This window comes from Algoriphagus sp. 4150, assembly GCF_031457395.1.
In the GTDB taxonomy this organism is placed as follows: domain Bacteria; phylum Bacteroidota; class Bacteroidia; order Cytophagales; family Cyclobacteriaceae; genus Algoriphagus.
Map to the genome: position 1 here is coordinate 250,704 of NZ_JAVDWS010000005.1, position 17,124 is coordinate 267,827.

Here is a 17,124-nt window from a genome sequence, read left to right on the forward strand (position 1 = left end):
AAATAAAAAAGTGCAAGTCTATAAGCCGGGTTCTGTTTCCTCCTCCGTTTCCGGAATCGGTTTCCTGTCATTTATCTAGCCCCGACTTTGCAATCGGGATCCATCGATCTACCCATTCCGCATAAAAGCGAGCAACTTTTCCCGGAACTAAATCCGGCGCGGAACCTATTTGATCTTTCAACCCATAAGGTTTGCCTTGCTCCCGATGTCACCATCGGGACGGTGGGCTCTTACCCCACCATTTCACCCTTACCCTTCGTGCCGATAGCTATCGGCATCAGGGCAGGCCCCGAAGCCGAAGGGCGGTATATTTTCTGTGGCACTGGCTGTAAACTGACCGTCACCGGTCAGCCCCCTTCCCGTTAGGAAGTATGGCGCTCTATGTTGCCCGGACTTTCCTCCCTCCCGATAGCTATCGGAAGAGCGACAAGACGACTTGCACGGTGCAAAGTACGGTAAAATCTTGCTATCGGTTTTGATAAATATCGTTAAAGGTAGTTAGGCATGAAATACGATCCTGTAAGTGGTTCTTTTTCTGTGTCTTTTCACTTATCTTTTTCCAATGGATAGGAACAAAAGCAAGAAATTCAAGAGGCTTATGCGATTCATCAATTGGTATCCACCATTTCTGTTTTCAGGGATCAAGGTGATCGATTATGCCGATGATTTTTCCCGCTTTCACACTCGTCTAAAACTCACATGGTACAATCGGAATTTGATAGGAACTGCTTTTGGTGGATCTCTATATTCCATGTGCGATCCGTTTTTCATGTTTATTATTCTGATTCAGCTGGGAGAAGACTACATCGTCTGGGATAAGTATGCAAGTATAGAATTTGTAAAACCGGGCAAAGGAACCGTTTACGCTGAGTTCCGACTTTCACCTGAGCAAATTTCTGAAATAAAAATGGCTGTCGATAGGGATGGAAAAGGAGTCTTTGAGTTTGCTTGTGAGGTGAAGGACGGGGATAAGAATACAGTGGCCAAAGTGCAAAAAGGAGTGTATGTACGAAGAAAAGAAGTCGCGAAGCCCAATGTCTAGGGTTTGATTCCTTAACTTTGCAGCCTAACAAAGAAGACCATGATAATAGTAGGGGATACCGTGCTTTCAGATGACATTAAAGAGAACTTTTTCGTTTGTGATCTGGAGGCTTGCAAAGGTGCTTGCTGCGTGGAAGGCGATGCAGGTGCTCCTTTGGAAGATGAGGAAACTAAGATCATCGAGGATATCTACCCGATTGTCAAGGATTACATCACCGAAGAAGGCCGGCAGGCGATTGCCAAGCAAGGAACCTGGGTGATTGACAAGGACGGTGATAAGGGCACGCCCACCATAGGAGACAATAGGGAATGCGCTTATGCACTGTATGATGAGCGTGGAATTCTGAAATGCGGTATCGAACAGGCTTATCTGGATGGCAAGATTTCATGGAAAAAACCAATTAGCTGCCACATGTACCCAATCCGTGTCACCAAATATGATCAGTTTGATGCGCTGAATTACGATCGCTGGCACATTTGCGATCCTGCCTGCCAGCTAGGTTCCAGTCTGAAAGTTCCGATTTACAAATTCCTGAAAGATGCCCTCACCAGAAAATATGGAGAGGGTTGGTATGCTGAATTGGTGCAGGAGATTGAGGGGTGAGTTGAAATTTGGATTTGGGGATTTGAGAATATGCGTATCCACATGAAGATAGGTCTGGATTTTATTCGTAGCTAAACTTATAAATCTTATCATCAAACCCACAAATATATAATTCTTGATCTTGGTCAACTCCAAATGATGAGATTGGGAATGGGGCATTCACCAATTCTGTATTGACAGGATTCTCCTGATCACTGCCATCCAGACTCCAAATTCTACCGGATGCAAAATCCGCATAGATATATAGCCCCTCTAATTCAGCTATACTCGGACCGTGGTAGACAAAACCTCCTGTAATGGATACATCTCCACGGGATCGGTCATATTCCCAAATAGGCAATTCCAGACCTTCTTGATTGCAGTCTGTGGAATTGTAGCAATGAAAACCTTCCATTGTATTCCAACCGTAGTTGCCGCCTTTTACGATAATATCTATCTCCTCATATCTGTTTTGGCCTACATCTCCTGTCCATAGTTGGCCATTGGCAGAGTCGAAGCTAAATCTCCAGGGATTTCGTAGACCATACGCATAAATTTCCTCCCGGAAGCCCTCTGTGTTACCTGCAAATGGATTATCCTCAGGAATAGAATAGTTCACTGCTCCATTCTGCCGATCGACATCAATTCTAAGAATACTTCCGAGTAAAGTGCTTCTGTTTTGGCTATTTCCCTGAGGATCTCCACCGCTTCCGCCATCTCCCACGGCTATATAGAGGTAGCCATCGGGACCAAATGAAATTTGTCCACCATTGTGATTGGAATAGGGCTGGCCGAATTCCATTAGCACAAGTTCACTGGCAGGGTCAGCTTGATTGGGGTTTGATGGGGATACACTAAACCGGGAGATCACAGTCCTGTCGGGATTGGCCGCGGTATAGTTCACATAGAAATATCCATTGCTCTCATAGTTGGGATGAAATGCCAGTCCCAGTAAGCCTTCCTCATTCCCACTATCATCCACACTGTTTTCTATAGCCAGAAATTCAGTTTTATCTGTTGTTCCCTGTTCATTTTGGAAAACTGAAATTACACCTCTCTGCTCCACGACAAACAATCTATCCGAGTTGTCACCGGCATGCTGTAGATCCACAGGTCTTGTGAATGAAAGGTTGGGGAAGGCCTCGATCATGGTCATATTGTCGATTGGATCAGGATCATTTGTGGGATTTTCCTGTGAGCAGGCGGCATTGAGAGACAGCAGTAACAGTAGAAGGGTATTGATATAGGTTTTCATGACAGAGGTATGTTTTGAGATTTTTCACTTTCCTATAGAGTAGCATCCATCGGATTAGTAAGATCGGTTTGTTTAGCTATCTGCAAAATATTAAATTATGTTCAATAGGTAAGTCCAACTAGTTGAACCGATTAACTTTTCTAAGTACATGGGTAGAGAAAACTTCCTATTTACTATCTGCTTTTATGCCGGTATTAAGTTGGAATTTAAAAAGCATGGGTAAAGCTCTAGTTATAAGGATTTGTTTTGAGGAGGATTAATTCTTCGTTTTTGCCAATAAGTACTTTAATCTATCCAAGTCAGTTGAGTTGTCGCCTCCAATTGTCAGAAAGTAGTCTGTCTGCCAACTTTGCGTTTTCTCAGCTTGTTTATTAGTAGGAGAGTCCCAGGGCGGGTAAACTCTAATTCCACGTTTTCCCTGTTTCCCGTTTCTTGTTACGATTCCTTTGTCCGCTAAAATAGATGCGGGAAAAATAAACTGTCCAAAGTGGTCCCCATTTTTTGAGGTGATAATTATAAAATCCAAGTCGTCGGTAACGTCAAACGGCTCTGTTATTCCGTTTTTGTTTCTTTTCCAAATGGCCACAAACTGACCGGTTTTCGTCGGTGTGATTTTAGAAACTCTATGCTGAATCCTATGTCCGTTAAGTTCAAATGAACAGGCACCATATGCCTCACTTTCCGGATTGGGTTTTAGGTTTGTCAAGCTGATACCGCATTTATCATATAGCAATTCTTGTATAGCTTGTATATGGGAATAAAGCGTGGTTTCAGTCTTCATTGTTTTTTTTCGCTATCATTTCTTGGTATAGGCTTACTCGGGTGAGGCAGCCATTATTGGGGCACTTGAGACAGAAGGGCGTTAGAATCACTGGCAATTAGCTAATTCACAACTTCAATAAAAATGCAAAAGCAGAGTTCATTATACGAAGCTCAGCTTTTGCAATTACCTTATACCGTGCTTGTAGTGCTTACTTTTTACACTCATACGTTAGAATTAGAAGTCCATTATCAAACCTTTCGGACTCTATAAACTTCCAGTTAGTGGTGAAGTTAATTTGCCCAAACAAAGGGGTTCCTCCTCCAAGAGTAATAGGGTTTAATTTTATTTTTAACCGGTCAACTAGCCCGTTTTCCAGTAACCAGCCTGCAAATTGTCCTCCTCCACACAGGTAAATGTCTGTTGGTGACTCCCTTTTTATTTGTATAACTTCATCAATATTCATAGGTTTTGATTCAACCTGATCACTTTTGCCATTAAACTTCAAGTTGTCCGAAAAGATATAATGTTTCATATGCGGGTAGGCAGGTGATGGTTGTCCCGGAATTGCACCAAACTTATAGCCGAACTCATACGTACTCCTGCCCATAATGACCGTTTGAAAGGACTTTAAATCTTCCAAGTATTTTTCAACTCCATCGCCTTGATAAATGAAATTACTGACGTCATCGTTTGGGCCTGATATAAATCCATCAATGGAACTTGCTACATAATAAATAATCTTTTTCATAAACAGGTGTTTTGATTTTTAGGATTATTTGAGGTGTTAATCACTGATTATAAGTCTGGAAATGCACGGATTGTTCCACCTAAGCTGGAAAGCTTGGCTGTCTGACTGGGACTGATTAAAAACTGAATATCCTCTTCTAACTGTGTCGGAAGAGATCTTGGCTCCAAGATAAAGTTTTTTCCCATAGAATGCGGGAGGCAATTCGACAGTCCGGTAATGGTGATTTTCCGCATTGAGTTTTACTTACGCAGTTGTTCTCTCATGTATTTTTCCAACGTTGTGGGAAGTTTTACGATATCATTTGGCCGCTCGGGAATAGCTTTATTGTCGATTACTGCTTGGGTCATATCAGAAAGATTTGTTGCAGTATTTTCTGTAAACCCTGCCGATAGAAGCGTTTCTTTCTATTTGTCTCGTGGGATGCAAGCTTATGAATTATGTTACTTTGTATTTCAAGTAAGTATTAAAGAAATTGGCTGCTGCCATAGAGTGGGGGAGCAGCACATTTTCAATCCCCATAGCTAAAAGCTCTTTATTCTCTTTGTCTGTCAAGGCTGTTACAAAGACTTTTCCTTTGTATTGTCTTCTTTTAAGATCATTAACCAATTGTTTGGACTGGCTGATTTCATGAACTGTCGAAATAATAATATTTGTGTTTTGGTAGGGGATGTTTTCCAATAATTCAGGGTCATCAATATCTCCATAGACGATAGCTCTATTTTTTTTTCGCCATTCTTTCACAATACTTGGGGAAAAGTCTATTCCCAGGTAAGTGATTTGTGTATGCTGGTCTAGCATATCTGCAAGTGTATTTCCAAATCTACCTAAACCGATAATTATTATATTATAATCCAAGCGGTCTAAATTGGTGTTTTCCTGTTCAACCAACGTGTTCTTTCTTTGAAAAATGCTTAGAAAAGGGGATAGAAAATTGAAAATCTGATGCGAGTATAAAATCAAATAGGTGGAAAGGCCAATTGTGATTAAACCAACTAAGGTGATCAGACCGACTATTTCTTTATTGATATGGCCTACTGCCAAGCCCAAACCTGCAAAAATCAGCGAGAACTCGCTGATCTGCGCGACGGTAAGCCCGGCTAAAAAAGAAGTTCTTTTCTTATAGCCCATTACACCCATTATGATTAGTACGATGATTGGATTGCCCACGAGTACAAAAAAAGAAAAATACAGTGCGGGAGTGATTTGACCACTTATGGCCGTCAAATCAAGGTTGGTGCCTAAACTCACAAAGAAAAATAGCAGTAAAAAGTCCCGTAAACTTACCAAGCGGCTGCTGATAGCTTCTTTAAATTCGGAAGAAGCAAGAGTCACACCGGCTAGAAAGGCACCAACTTCTCCACTAAACCCAATATACTCGCCGATAGCAGCAAGCGCAACAGCCCATGCTACCGAAAAGAGCGTAAGTAGTTCTTGTGATTGGGCCAGGTAGTTGGTTAGCTTCGGAAGTATCCATCTCATAGCGATGAAAGTAAAACCGATCAAGCCTCCCCCAGCGACCAGAGTACGTGTAATGTCTTGATTTAACGATGTTTCTCCGCCTTTCTGAATAGCAGATAAAACAATCATCATAAGAATCACTACAATATCCTGAACTATCAGAAAACCAATGGCAATTTGTCCATGCAGTGAATCAATTTCCTTTTTGTCGGAAAGTAGCTTTACTATGATGATAGTGCTCGAAAACGTCAAAGCAATAGCAATATAAAAACTATGCAGAGAGGTGAAACCTAATGCCAAGCCGATTAAGTATCCAAAAATGGAGGTGAACAAAACTTGCCCTATTCCTGTCAAAAGGGCGATTTTTCCAACTGACTTGATTATTCGCAAATCCAGTTTGAGCCCCACAATGAAAAGAAGTACGGATATTCCAATTTCCGCAAGGAGATGAATATTTTCCTTTGATTTGACAATATCAAGTACAGCAGGGCCCATCACGATCCCCAATGCAATAAACATTACAATAAGGGGTTGCTTGAGCACTTTGCCTATTATTCCGAAAAGTGCCGCTAAAGCTAAAATTATGGCAAATTCAAAAAATGGCTGCTCTGCAATAAGTGATAGTTTATTCATTCGGCAGTACGATTAGGGGGATATCTCCGGCGTGAATAAGTTCGTTAACCATGTACTTTCTGAATAGTTCGTCAATCAAAGACCTGCTGCCTTCTTGAAGAACCAAAAACGAATGCCCGGATTGCTCAACAAATTTCTTGAGCTCATTGTATTTGTCACCGCCCTTCAAAAGGACAATAGTAGGATCACACATTGAGTATTTACCTTGTAATTGCAATAGATACTCGCGTGCGGTTTCCTCATCTTCACCTTCATTAAGAATAGTGAAAAATTCAACTTTTTTGGCTTTCTCTTTAAAATTGGAGAGCAAGTTTTTCAAATGGAACTCATTTAATGAATACTTATGGGTTACGGCCACTAATATTTTTTCAGGAACCGAGATTACATTACTTATCGGAACAGCTACAGTCAATAAATTAGTATTATTGATGATTTTTATAAACGTACTCCCAAAGAAGATTCGCTTCATCAAGCTGCTTTTTTTCAGTCCCCCAACAACCCAATCTGTATAGTGACTTGATTGCATTTCGGCAAGAATGTCCAAAATAGGATCGGAACTTACAATGATGGATTCATGTCTTCTTCCTTGAGTCAATTCCCTAAGTTTTGCCTTAGCTTCATCTATTTCAATCTGAAAAATCATATCCCTATACGCTTTCTCGGTCATTGTAGGAAACATTTTTATTACTTGATGCACAACTACAATTTCGGCATTAATCATCGTGGAAAGATGGAAGCCGAAGTCGACTAAGTGATTTGATCCGTCAGATAAATCAACTATAAGAATAATTCTGTTTCTTTTTTTATTCATTTTATCTTTGTTTATCCAGGTGGGGTATGCTTGGCGTCAGCTTGTTTGAAAAGATCTTCGTTGGGTTTAAGTCATCTCATTCAGGAGCTGATTATCATTGGTTTCAGTAAAATATACGAAAAATGTCAGGAGGTAGGGGAGGAAGTTCTATTTTCGTTTCAAAGATGTGTTCTATGACTTTCTTTCTACTGTGGTAGCCGTATTTCTTTTCTGTCCATTAAATATTCTGTGTGTCCCATGACTCTTCCTTCTTAATTAAATGACTGCCTAAATTCCAGAGGTGTTTGATTTGTTTTTTGTTTGAACAGTTTGCTGAATGATTGAGGATGCTCAAAACCCAGTTCGTAAGCAATCTCACTTATCGACAAATTAGTTGTACTTAAGCATTCTTTGGCATAATCCATCAGTTTGTTTTGAATATGCTGTTGCGTATTTTGTTGGGTATAGATCCTCAGTAGGCTTCCTAGGTAGTTGGGCGAAATATTGAGTTGCTCAGCGATCGCTGTCACAGTCGGAATGCCGCTTTCCAACAACTTTCCGCTTTCGAAATAGCCGGAAAGCACTTCTTCAAAAAGCACCAATAATTCATGATTGGATTTCTTTCGGGTAATAAACTGCCGCTCATAAAAACGCCGGGAATAGATAAGAAGTAAGTCTATTTGGGCAATAATGAGCTCCTGACTGAATTTGTCGATATTCGCTTGATACTCCTGTTCTATTTTAAGCAGAATATCAACGATTGCCTTTTCTTCCTTATCCGAAAGGAATAGTGCCTCGTTTACGGCATACCGGAAAAAATCATATGATTTTATCTTTTTCGCCAAGGGTGTGTTCCATAAAAAATCAGGGTGTATAAGCAGTAACCATCCTGTTGGCTCTACTTGCGCTTGCGGATTGATTTCCAACTTCAAAAATTGAAGCGGTGAAATAAAAGTCAGCACTCCTGAATCAAAATCGTAGGGTTGTTGTCCGTAGTTGAATTTAGCATTGACATTCCGCTTTAGTCCTATGGAATAAAAATTTTGGATCCATCTCAGTTCGCTGTCATCCATAGGATAACTCACTTTGCTGTAGTCAATCAGGCTTATGAGCGGATGTTCAGGTTTGGGGAGGTTACAAAATGTGTGGAACTCAGTCAATGAATTAAAGCGGAGTGTTTTTTCCATAACTATTAAATTACTGTATTATTTTTCTTTGTACAAGATCATTCCTGCATGGTAAAGTATGCCATCCTTAAATTCACCGTCTGCGGTAAAACCTGTATCATCTACATAATCAATATGATTTCCGGAAACTTTGTAAGAGCCTTGGTAGGCACTCTTCCGATTGCCCCGAGCTTCATCGTAGCGGTTATTGGGCAATAATTCATGGCGTATGTAACCATCTTTGGTCACCCACATGCCAATATATTCCTTTGTGCTTTCAATAGTTGGTTGCATAGTGCTTGAGTTAGTTGTAGATAGGTTATCCAATGCTTGTATGTCCAGAAAAGCCACTGCTTTTACAATTTTTCCCTTGTTGAATTCCAGTTTCCAGGCATATTCATTATGGTAAACTGCCCCGTTTTTGGCTGTAGCCGTCCCTTGCCAGTGCAGCCAGACGGTATTTCCATCTGCATTAATGTCAATAAGTTCCGGGGTTATTTCCGTGGCCAATCGATCATTAATGGGTATCACAGCTTTTTCCATAAAATGCTGTTTCCCCTTATAGGTACCTGAAAAGCTCCCATTGCCAGAAACCCTCCACTCCACATGTTCATCCAGCAGGTCAAATAAACTTCCCTTTCCCTGTTGCCATTGCCCGAAGGCTTTGACAACAGCCTCTTTATTTTCTTCGGTACCAAAATTCCCCTGAGCTGAGACAGCGTGAAAGAGAAACAGTATTCCCAGAGAAAGGATAGCATAAATTATCTTCATTTTTTTGCCCATTAAATATTAAAAAGCGGGGCTGTATAGCCCCGGAATTCAACTGTTGATCTTTAAGAGGATGCTGTAGCCCATGGTCTAAACCCCATGTCTGAGCTGGCCCATGTAATAAGTACGGCTAATTTGCTCTCCATCATTTTGGAAATTAGTTGTTGGAAATTTCTGTTGAACCTGCAAGTGTTTCGTACGCTGCCATAGTATGTTGGATAAGCTCCAGTTTTTGCTTAGCGTAGTGGTAGGCATCTTTTCCCATGAAAAAGTGTACAGGTGGATTTTCCTCATTACTTAAAGTAATAAGCACATCCGCAGCTTTTTCGGGATCATTAGGCTGATTGCCGTTGATTTCATCCAAGTGTGCCTTTTCCAACTCTCTGGCAGACTTGTATGCAGCTATAGGACTGGCAGCTGTCCGGATTGAGTCTTTTGAGAGGAAGTTTGTTCTGAAATACCCCGGATACACCAATGTGGTATGCACATTAAAGGGTTTCATTTCCTCAGCAAGTGCTTCTGTAAAGCCCGCTACGGCAAATTTTGTAGAGCAATAAATCCCAAAGCCGGGGAAATTCCCCATGTAGCCTCCGATAGAAGAAATAGTAAAGACATGTCCGGACTGCTGATTGCGAAAGTGCGGTAATATATTCCGAATCACATTCAGGGAGCCAAATACATTCACATCGAAATTGGTCTTTACCTCGCTGTCGCTCAACTCCTCTAAAGTCCCGATCAATCCAAACCCTGCATTATTTACCATCACATCAATTTGCCCAAAATGGGCGATGCATTCAGCTATGGTAGCCTTCACATTCTCATTGTCAGTTAGGTCCATTTCTAGGGGGAGGAAAGAATCCGATGCATTTCCTATCTCTTTTATCAATGATTCTACTGAGCGGGAAGTTGCTGCGACATGATAGTCATTTGCTAAAAGTTTTTTCACAAGTACTAATCCCAATCCCTTTGAAGCGCCTGTGACAAACCATACTTTTTTCGTTTCCATCTTTCTTGATTGTTTTTGATTAAATGATAAAACAAAGATGGTAGGATCGGAAATGGGCTACTTAGCCGAATCGTGGGATGATGTAGTCATATCGTGATTTAGCGGGTTTTACATACTAATATGTTTGGTCTCTCTGTCATTCTGTTTCTGTCTTACTAAAAATTGGTACCAACGTTTGGTACATTTGCAATGGGTGGGCTTTATACAAGAAATGTTGATGCGGAGAACTGAACATTCTGCTACCGGAAAAACTGTTTGAGGAGCACGCGAGCTGACCTATTGCATATGGGCTAGTTGTTAGTGGCGGTTAGTTTTGAACTCTTATTTTTCTTTCAAATAATTGCGGATAGTCAACTACAAAGCCCGCATCGTCAACCTTTATTTCGGCCTCAAAGTCATTTGGTATATTCTCATATTTGTAAATCCCGGTTGAAATTCTTCTATATTTTTGCTTTACATGTTTTATCGTGTTGTCCATTAAATCAATATAGATTACGTTAACTTTTTTTTCTTGCCCAATGTTTAGTTTTAGTCTGTTTATCGGTAAAGAATTCGTAAGAGGTGTTAACGAAATGTCGATGTCGAAGCAGTCATTGAACTCAGGATGACTTCTGCCATTTACGAACCAGCGATTCTTTTCTTGTAACAATTCATATATCTTAATCTCTTTATTGATTTGAGATTTTATTTGGCAAGATTTCGTCCTCCAATTTCTATCTAATATAATATCATATTCAACTCGGTAAATTTTCTCAAGGTATACACCTATAATTACGGAATTAATAATCACACTGTCTGATATATTATCAACGATGCAGTTTTCAAGAGAATAATATTCAATTCCTGACCAAAGAATGTTGTTTTCCATAGGTTCCATTTTTAATTACCACTAATGTTTTACAGCTATTCGAAGGTGGCAATTTCGAAGCACTTTACCCATCAATATTTTATGGATTCAGATTATATGATTTCGATTAATCTCAAGGTTTCTTTGTTTCATTTCCAAACGTATGTTTCTTACTCACCTCTATGCCCCCTACCTTTCATGTCTTTTCAAATTTCCGGTTATTCTTCAGTTGCTATCCAATATTAACGTCCTCAGCTCTTTTTCTATTATTAGGGTTTACGGTTCAGGCTTGTTGCAGTTGCGGAATTAGTAGTGCTTCCGTCCTAGGCGAAGGTGGTAATTTCGAATTATTCCACTGTCAACCAAGCATAATTTGTCCCGCGATAGCGGAAAACTTTGAAAGAATCACGGCCTGCCCGTCCAAGGGGAAAGTTTGACCTGCCTACCGTAGGCAGGTTTAACCGCTGAACCACAACTTTAGGGTAGGTGCTGATATGCCGGTTTTATTTCAGCAGTTGTCTAATGGAAGCTAAGTGTCCGAATAGAACAATAGGGACTACGAATGTAGCCAACCAACTAAAAGGAAAATTTAAAATTGCTATGTTGGGTTGTTCAAAAGCAAATTTTTGCAACGGCGAGGGTGCTGATAAAAAAGCGTTGGCAACTATGCTTAGTAAAAGTCCAAGACAAATAAAGTTCCAAGCCAAAATTATTGTTCGGTTGATTTTTCCTTTTGTCAAACCGAAGTGAGCAATTATCGGTGCGGTTATGCCTGCAATAATATCAAAGTTCCGTCCTTCAAATGTCATAAGTTCTGGAATTGCTTTGTTCAAGAAAAGCCAAAACAATACAATTTCAACAGGCACTCTGACGATGTTTAGATAAGTCAGGTTTGTCAGTGGTAAACTGTCAATAAATTGTCTCCCTTTTTGTGTCGTAAACAGAACGATGATTGTCAAAATTGCCGGCAAAATCCCAAATAGTAGGATTTTTGGCGGTAAAGAGTTTTTGTCGGAATTGTAGATATTTTTAAGTGTCAAAACAGCCTGAACAATTAACCACAATGTCAAACCGATAATAATTTTGATCGAGTTCTGTCGTGTTAATTGAGAACTTGAGTTCTTAACCGTCCAAAAGAACAACAAAAGTATCGCGACTGTTGTCAGTCCAAAAGTCAATGAAATGTATGGGGGCAAGTTCTCTATCATCTTAGTTTGTGTCTGTATGCTTAGCGTTCTAAAATGACAAAAATGGTTTGTAACTATAGGCAGGCAAGGAGTTTTAGCCCTGAACTCGTTTCATAAGCTCTAGGTGATTGCTTCTCGCATTTTGAACATATTCAGAGAGGTTTTCAGCCTTTTGAACTCCTAGTATGTCAATCATTTCCCCTATTGTTGGAGAACAACCTGAAGCAAGTGCATCTAAAATTTCTATCGTTTTATTTCTATCCATTCGGTTTTTCAACTTACTCAACTCCACACCGAAATAATCCTTGATCAAAAACAGAAAAATGTACAGTTTTTACCGTGTTATTTACCGCATTTCGGATCCGGTTAGGGGTAGTTTTGTAATGTATCAATATAACGGTAAAAATGAAACTTAAACACACGTTCCTATCTCAGGAAACCCGTACAATTGCGTATGCTTTGCACCGAGTCGTTCGAGATTGCCGCAAACTTTGATCAGTATGGAAAGCTTGGCAGAAGTTATAATAGTATTGGACTTTTTGTGAGAAAGGAGTTTTGAAAAACATATTATGGCAAGTACTATTCGGCAATAACCCGCCCAAACAAACAACTTAAAGTCAATATGGTATGAAAAAAAACAAAGCGACAATGAAAAGATTGAAAAAAAATACCGTCTATGTTAGCGTGCTGGGGCTGGGTGAAATGGGAACTGCAATCGCCCAAACTTTTGTCAACCATAGGTATCACACGACGGTATGGAACCGGAGTGCAAACAAATGTGCTCCATTGGTTGAAGCCGGAGCTTCGGCAGTTGCTACAACCGCAGATGCGGTCGCAGCGAGTTCGCTGGTTGTGATTTGTTTGCTCGACAACACCGTGGTGGATGAGGTACTCCGCCCACTGGAGAGTAACCTAGAGAGCAAGGTGCTAGTACCTTACGAGCGGATCTCCTGCACAGGCAAAGGCTTTTGCCCTTTGGGCTGAAGAACACGGCGCCTCCTACATCGACGGAAAGATTATGGCCGATCCGCCAGTCGTAGGTACACCGGAAAGCCTGTTCTTCTTCAGCGGGAAGTCAAGTGTTTTTGAGGCAAATCGGCCAATATTGGAAGTGCTGGGCACTATTACTTACTTTGGCGATGATCCTGGCGCAGCTGCGGTGGACTTCCAGTCGCAGGTAGCTCTGGGCTATGAAATACTGCTGGGTTTTCTGCACACGCTCAGATTAGTTCAAGCTGAAGGAGTCGATATTGAAGCATTTGCAGGACGTGCCGAGGTCACGATGAGGGACTATCTGGGGTTGCTGAGTCCGTTTGCAAAGGCAATTAAGAATGCGGAGTATGGCCCGGATCTCGGACCGCTCCATGTTCAAGCGGCTTTGTTTGATGACTTGATCGGCCATCGGGAGTCTCAAGGCGTGGAAACAGTACGAATGCGGGAGGTTAAGCACCTGATGGATCGTCGGATTGCGGATGGACATGGGGGACAGGGGTTCTCAAGTCTTTTTGAACTGCTCGGGAAGCGATAGCGAGCGTGTTTGATAGTTGAAAAAGCTGATTTCCCCGTTCAGTGTTTTCAAAACCTCTTTTTAAGATAAAACCTTTTACTTCGAAGAGGATTTTTAAAATTAATTGTGTAACAGTTTCTACCTGCTGTATAGGGCAGTCGGCTTCAATTTGTTGATTGCCGTTTGCCGTTTAATTTGCGAAATTTCCATTTGTTCTTTTTTATGGTTTAGAGTTATTCCTCTGTGCGAATATTTTTCCTGAAATGGCACATAGCGATAACAATGTGCCGATTACAAATAGTTTACTTATTGTCAATGTAGCTTGTTGTTAATCTGCTGATGATTTTCCGGGTATGGCTGATGGCTGTCTCAGGCCATATGTCGCGGTGAAAGGGACTAACAGTAAATTAATCATCATTTTTATTGTCCACGGGGTCCGAAGACTTTCTGTTTTTGAGCTACTGGGACATGCATTTCGACCTATCAAAAAGCACTCAAAGGAGGACTGAGCGTAAAGAAATCTTCTGGGGGAAGATTTTAGCGAAGGGCCAGGTAGCGGGGGGAGGCAGAAAAGAGGGATGGTCCGCCGCGGCGGATCAAAGCCCTGATTCTCATTGCTACTATCACTTTGTCCCGCCTGAGACGAAAAGGGTACGAATCGATGCTTTCCTATTACCTCAAGCCACAACCTGCAATCCAGTGAACCGCCGTATACTGCCTGTCCCGATTCATCGGGAAGACCCGTACGTACGGTGGTGTGAGAGGCGCACCTCGCTAGTTTAACGGTTGGCGAGGCCGTCTACTCGACTAGTGGGTCGTTGTTTTATTTAAAGGCTTCTGAATAATCCTTTGCAAATTCTTTAACGGTAATTAATTTTCTGCCTAAAATTTCTTCTCCAACGGTATTTACAAAACCTGCTTTTCCGTTTCGTTGTCCTTCGGAAATGGCAAGAAAAGTATTTATCATCATTGGGGGCATACCCTTTTCGGACATACGCTGTCTTGCTTCCTCGCTTGTCATTGAAATATAATTTACTTTTTCTCCAATAGCGTTGCTTATAGCTTCGGCAACTTCACCATAACTTACGGCAACTCCACCTGTCAACAGATAAGTTTGGTTGATATGCTTTGTTGAATTCGTCAAAATTTTAAATGCCACTTCTGCAATATCGCGTGTGTCAATAAAAGGTTTTTTTCCGTCTCCCGTTGCCTCATATATTTTTCTTTCACGCTGGATGGTTTCCGAAAAGTAGCCAAACCAATTTTGCATAAAAGAATTGGGTTGAATTATTGTAAAGTCAATACCACTTTCTTTTAAATAATCATCAACTTCCCCGTTGGGTCTTGCAATAAAGTTTTGAGAATTTCTGTCTGCTCCGGGTGAGGATATTTTTACAATATGTTTTACACCACACTCTTTTGCAATGTCAATTACATTTATTTGTTCTTGCACAAAGTTTTGATTCACGTTCGTGGCTAAAAATACGGTGTTGCTATTGAGCATTGTTTGAGCAAGCGTTTCCCGATTGTCCATATTAGCTTCTTGCCATTCAATGCTATGAATTTCTTTCGTTTTGCCTTTATCACGTGTTACTGCGATAGTAGGCACATTAGCGTTTGAAAGAAAGACCAATAGCTCTTTACCAATTTTGCCTGTTGCACCAAAAACGGTGATTTTGTTTTGATTTTTCATTTTGATACTTATTTTTAATTGTTTAAATTATATAGTCGACTAACTATTATGTTAAAATTTTTTATTCCAGATTTTTAAGAACCGCCCGAAGCAAATTGCTTAGTGTTTCTTGTTGCTCATTATCTAATCCTTTTATGAGAACTTTTTCCATTGCGTTCCATATTTTGGCAATTTTTTTATAGGCTTCTTTGCCCTGTTCGGTAATAAACACTCTTGAAGTCCGCTTATCCGAATTGTCTTTTACCTTTGTTATCATTCCGCTTGCCTGCATTCGGACAAGCATAGTCGAAATGGTAGCTTGTTGAATACACATTTTTTCTACCAAGGATGAAACGGTTTGTCCATCTTCAATACTCAAATAATAAAGCAAAATATCTTGTCCACCATAAATTCCTGCTTCTGAAAGTAGCACATTGCTCTTGTTTCTACGATGTTTACAGATTTGAACGAGTAAATTACTAATTGAGGTTTGTCCGCTTTTTTGTTTCATTTTGCAAAGATAGCGGATTTTAGTTAGTCGCCTAACTAAATTGATATTTTTTTTTTTTTAATTTCGTTGTTTTTAGTAGATTTTAATTTGGTCAGTGGTGCCAGCTTACAATGCCCTTGTTGGCGGTACATTGTTCTTTTTCAGTTGTTTTTATTCTGTTGAATTTGCTCAGAAAATTTCTTCGGTGCAACACCGTAATAGGTTGTCATTATCGCATCTTCTATAATTTCGTTGGCCAACTTGTCGAGTTCTATGAATATCCCTCCTTGTTTATTCCATTTGTCTATGCCATAATCGCAATCATATCAAAGATTTTGAGACCAAGTTCCCGCACTCCAATTATTTCTGAGTTTGCAATGGCTACTTCCTTACTTATTCCTTTGGTAAATATCCTCCAAGCGTAGTCGTCTCTTATTCTAACTTCACTAATGGACTCTTGATTTATAGTTGAAAGCAACTGCCAGCCATTGTCATAGTATAAAAACCAACTTTTCACTGTTTCCCCCAAAAAAGTGAATTTGACTAGATCCTTTTCTTTTCCTTCCACATTTCGATAGTTATAAGGAAGTGCTCTAACAGAAGTATCTAAATAGGGGAAGTACCATTTTTCTTTTAGCAATTCCTGTCCGTCTCCAACGGCAAGTCTAATCTGCTGTTGATGATGCCATTTTTCAGTATATTCCCTAGCTATGTGGAACCAATTTTTCGATTCGTTTTCACCTGCCCAAGCCACCGAAAATTCAGCTTTATCATCAGGAGTTAAGGTAGCCAAGTAATCGCAGTATTCTTTTCCTGATGTTTTTAACAAATCAATGATAACTTTCGGGCTAAGTCGTTTAGTTGCTTTGACCCAATCAGCATTCAGCTTATTTAAGAAACCTACTAGATCTTCATAAGAATTTACGTTTTCAGGTATCTCTCCATAATAGCCGTCACGTAGCATTGAAAGTGTTCTCAAATTTCCGTCTAGTAAGTGAACAGCCACATCTTTCACTTTCCATTTTGGGGCAATAGTTTGTTTTTCCCAATCTTCGGCTGATAATTTCTCCAATAACTTGAAAAGCATCTCGTCAAGTTCTGGTATTAGTGCAACTACATCTATTTGTTCCGGTCTCTTCATTTTTCGTTTAATTAAACACAACGTTTTTCCGCTTTGAGAAAGCGGTGATTCTCGCCACAAATATTGAAA

Annotated in this window: 18 protein-coding genes and 1 other RNA gene; 4 read left to right on the forward strand and 15 right to left on the reverse strand. The window is 40.3% G+C overall.

All coding sequences use genetic code 11. The annotated features are described in order from the left end of the window. Nucleotides 1-5: 5 nt before the first annotated feature. Nucleotides 6-443, reverse strand: an RNA gene (gene rnpB, locus J2X69_RS09900) — RNase P RNA component class A. A 119-nt stretch (nt 444-562) separates the two neighbouring features. Between rnpB and J2X69_RS09905 the strand changes: the two genes are divergently transcribed. Beyond that, nucleotides 563-1,042: a YiiD C-terminal domain-containing protein gene (locus J2X69_RS09905; RefSeq protein ID WP_310102345.1), complete on the forward strand. Its 480-nt coding sequence runs from the start codon at nt 563-565 to the stop codon at nt 1,040-1,042. A gap of 39 nt (nt 1,043-1,081) precedes the next feature. Further along, on the forward strand, nt 1,082-1,645 hold the full coding sequence (locus tag J2X69_RS09910) for a DUF3109 family protein (RefSeq protein ID WP_310102349.1): 564 nt from the start codon (nt 1,082-1,084) through the stop codon (nt 1,643-1,645). Between the two features lie 61 nt (nt 1,646-1,706). On the opposite strand, the gene J2X69_RS09915 is transcribed toward J2X69_RS09910, so the two are convergent. From J2X69_RS09915 to J2X69_RS09965, 11 genes are all read right to left on the reverse strand, one after another. Continuing rightward, entirely contained in the window at nt 1,707-2,879 is a 1,173-nt protein-coding gene (locus J2X69_RS09915) for a PQQ-dependent sugar dehydrogenase (RefSeq protein WP_310102351.1), read from the reverse strand. A 256-nt stretch (nt 2,880-3,135) separates the two neighbouring features. Continuing rightward, nucleotides 3,136-3,660, reverse strand: coding sequence for a MepB family protein (locus J2X69_RS09920; protein ID WP_310102354.1), 525 nt, complete (start codon nt 3,658-3,660; stop codon nt 3,136-3,138). Nucleotides 3,661-3,850: 190 nt separating this feature from the next. Continuing rightward, nucleotides 3,851-4,390 (reverse strand): dihydrofolate reductase family protein, encoded by a 540-nt coding sequence (locus tag J2X69_RS09925; RefSeq protein WP_310102356.1) that lies wholly within the window; start codon nt 4,388-4,390, stop codon nt 3,851-3,853. A gap of 435 nt (nt 4,391-4,825) precedes the next feature. Then, nucleotides 4,826-6,481 carry a cation:proton antiporter gene (locus J2X69_RS09930; RefSeq protein ID WP_310102358.1) on the reverse strand — a complete coding sequence of 552 codons (1,656 nt, stop codon included), beginning with the start codon at nt 6,479-6,481 and terminating at the stop codon, nt 4,826-4,828. Beyond that, nucleotides 6,474-7,292 carry a universal stress protein gene (locus J2X69_RS09935; protein ID WP_310102359.1) on the reverse strand — a complete coding sequence of 273 codons (819 nt, stop codon included), beginning with the start codon at nt 7,290-7,292 and terminating at the stop codon, nt 6,474-6,476. Before J2X69_RS09935 ends, J2X69_RS09930 begins: the two co-directional genes overlap by 8 nt. 251 nt (nt 7,293-7,543) lie before the next feature. Next, nucleotides 7,544-8,458: a helix-turn-helix transcriptional regulator gene (locus J2X69_RS09940; protein WP_310102362.1), complete on the reverse strand. Its 915-nt coding sequence runs from the start codon at nt 8,456-8,458 to the stop codon at nt 7,544-7,546. A gap of 18 nt (nt 8,459-8,476) precedes the next feature. Further along, a complete protein-coding gene (locus J2X69_RS09945; RefSeq protein ID WP_310102363.1) occupies nt 8,477-9,208 on the reverse strand; it encodes an Atu4866 domain-containing protein in 732 nt (243 codons plus the stop codon). 154 nt (nt 9,209-9,362) lie between these two features. Further along, nucleotides 9,363-10,211, reverse strand: coding sequence for an SDR family oxidoreductase (locus J2X69_RS09950; protein ID WP_310102365.1), 849 nt, complete (start codon nt 10,209-10,211; stop codon nt 9,363-9,365). Between the two features lie 307 nt (nt 10,212-10,518). Then, the gene (locus tag J2X69_RS09955) at nt 10,519-11,079 is read right to left on the reverse strand and encodes a putative glycolipid-binding domain-containing protein (protein WP_310102367.1); all 561 of its coding nucleotides are present in this window, start codon (nt 11,077-11,079) and stop codon (nt 10,519-10,521) included. A gap of 482 nt (nt 11,080-11,561) precedes the next feature. Beyond that, on the reverse strand, nt 11,562-12,266 hold the full coding sequence (locus J2X69_RS09960; RefSeq protein ID WP_310102369.1) for a hypothetical protein: 705 nt from the start codon (nt 12,264-12,266) through the stop codon (nt 11,562-11,564). A gap of 73 nt (nt 12,267-12,339) precedes the next feature. Beyond that, a complete protein-coding gene (locus J2X69_RS09965; protein ID WP_310102371.1) occupies nt 12,340-12,510 on the reverse strand; it encodes a hypothetical protein in 171 nt (56 codons plus the stop codon). Nucleotides 12,511-12,872: 362 nt separating this feature from the next. On the opposite strand from J2X69_RS09965, the gene J2X69_RS09970 reads away from it, so the two are divergent. Together J2X69_RS09970 and J2X69_RS09975 are read left to right on the forward strand one after the other, a co-directional pair. Continuing rightward, a complete protein-coding gene (locus tag J2X69_RS09970) occupies nt 12,873-13,229 on the forward strand; it encodes an NAD(P)-binding domain-containing protein (RefSeq protein ID WP_310102374.1) in 357 nt (118 codons plus the stop codon). A gap of 34 nt (nt 13,230-13,263) precedes the next feature. Beyond that, the gene (locus J2X69_RS09975) at nt 13,264-13,773 is read left to right on the forward strand and encodes a hypothetical protein (RefSeq protein ID WP_310102377.1); all 510 of its coding nucleotides are present in this window, start codon (nt 13,264-13,266) and stop codon (nt 13,771-13,773) included. An 802-nt stretch (nt 13,774-14,575) separates the two neighbouring features. On the opposite strand, the gene J2X69_RS09980 is transcribed toward J2X69_RS09975, so the two are convergent. The 3 genes from J2X69_RS09980 to J2X69_RS09990 all read right to left on the reverse strand — a co-directional run bounded on the left by J2X69_RS09980 (nt 14,576) and on the right by J2X69_RS09990 (nt 17,115). Next, on the reverse strand, nt 14,576-15,445 hold the full coding sequence (locus J2X69_RS09980) for an SDR family oxidoreductase (RefSeq protein WP_310102380.1): 870 nt from the start codon (nt 15,443-15,445) through the stop codon (nt 14,576-14,578). 61 nt (nt 15,446-15,506) lie between these two features. After that, the gene (locus J2X69_RS09985; protein ID WP_310102383.1) at nt 15,507-15,935 is read right to left on the reverse strand and encodes a MarR family winged helix-turn-helix transcriptional regulator; all 429 of its coding nucleotides are present in this window, start codon (nt 15,933-15,935) and stop codon (nt 15,507-15,509) included. A 283-nt stretch (nt 15,936-16,218) separates the two neighbouring features. Continuing rightward, nucleotides 16,219-17,115, reverse strand: a complete 897-nt coding sequence (locus tag J2X69_RS09990; RefSeq protein WP_310102385.1) for a maleylpyruvate isomerase N-terminal domain-containing protein — start codon at nt 17,113-17,115, stop codon at nt 16,219-16,221. Between the last annotated feature and the right edge of the window lie 9 nt (nt 17,116-17,124).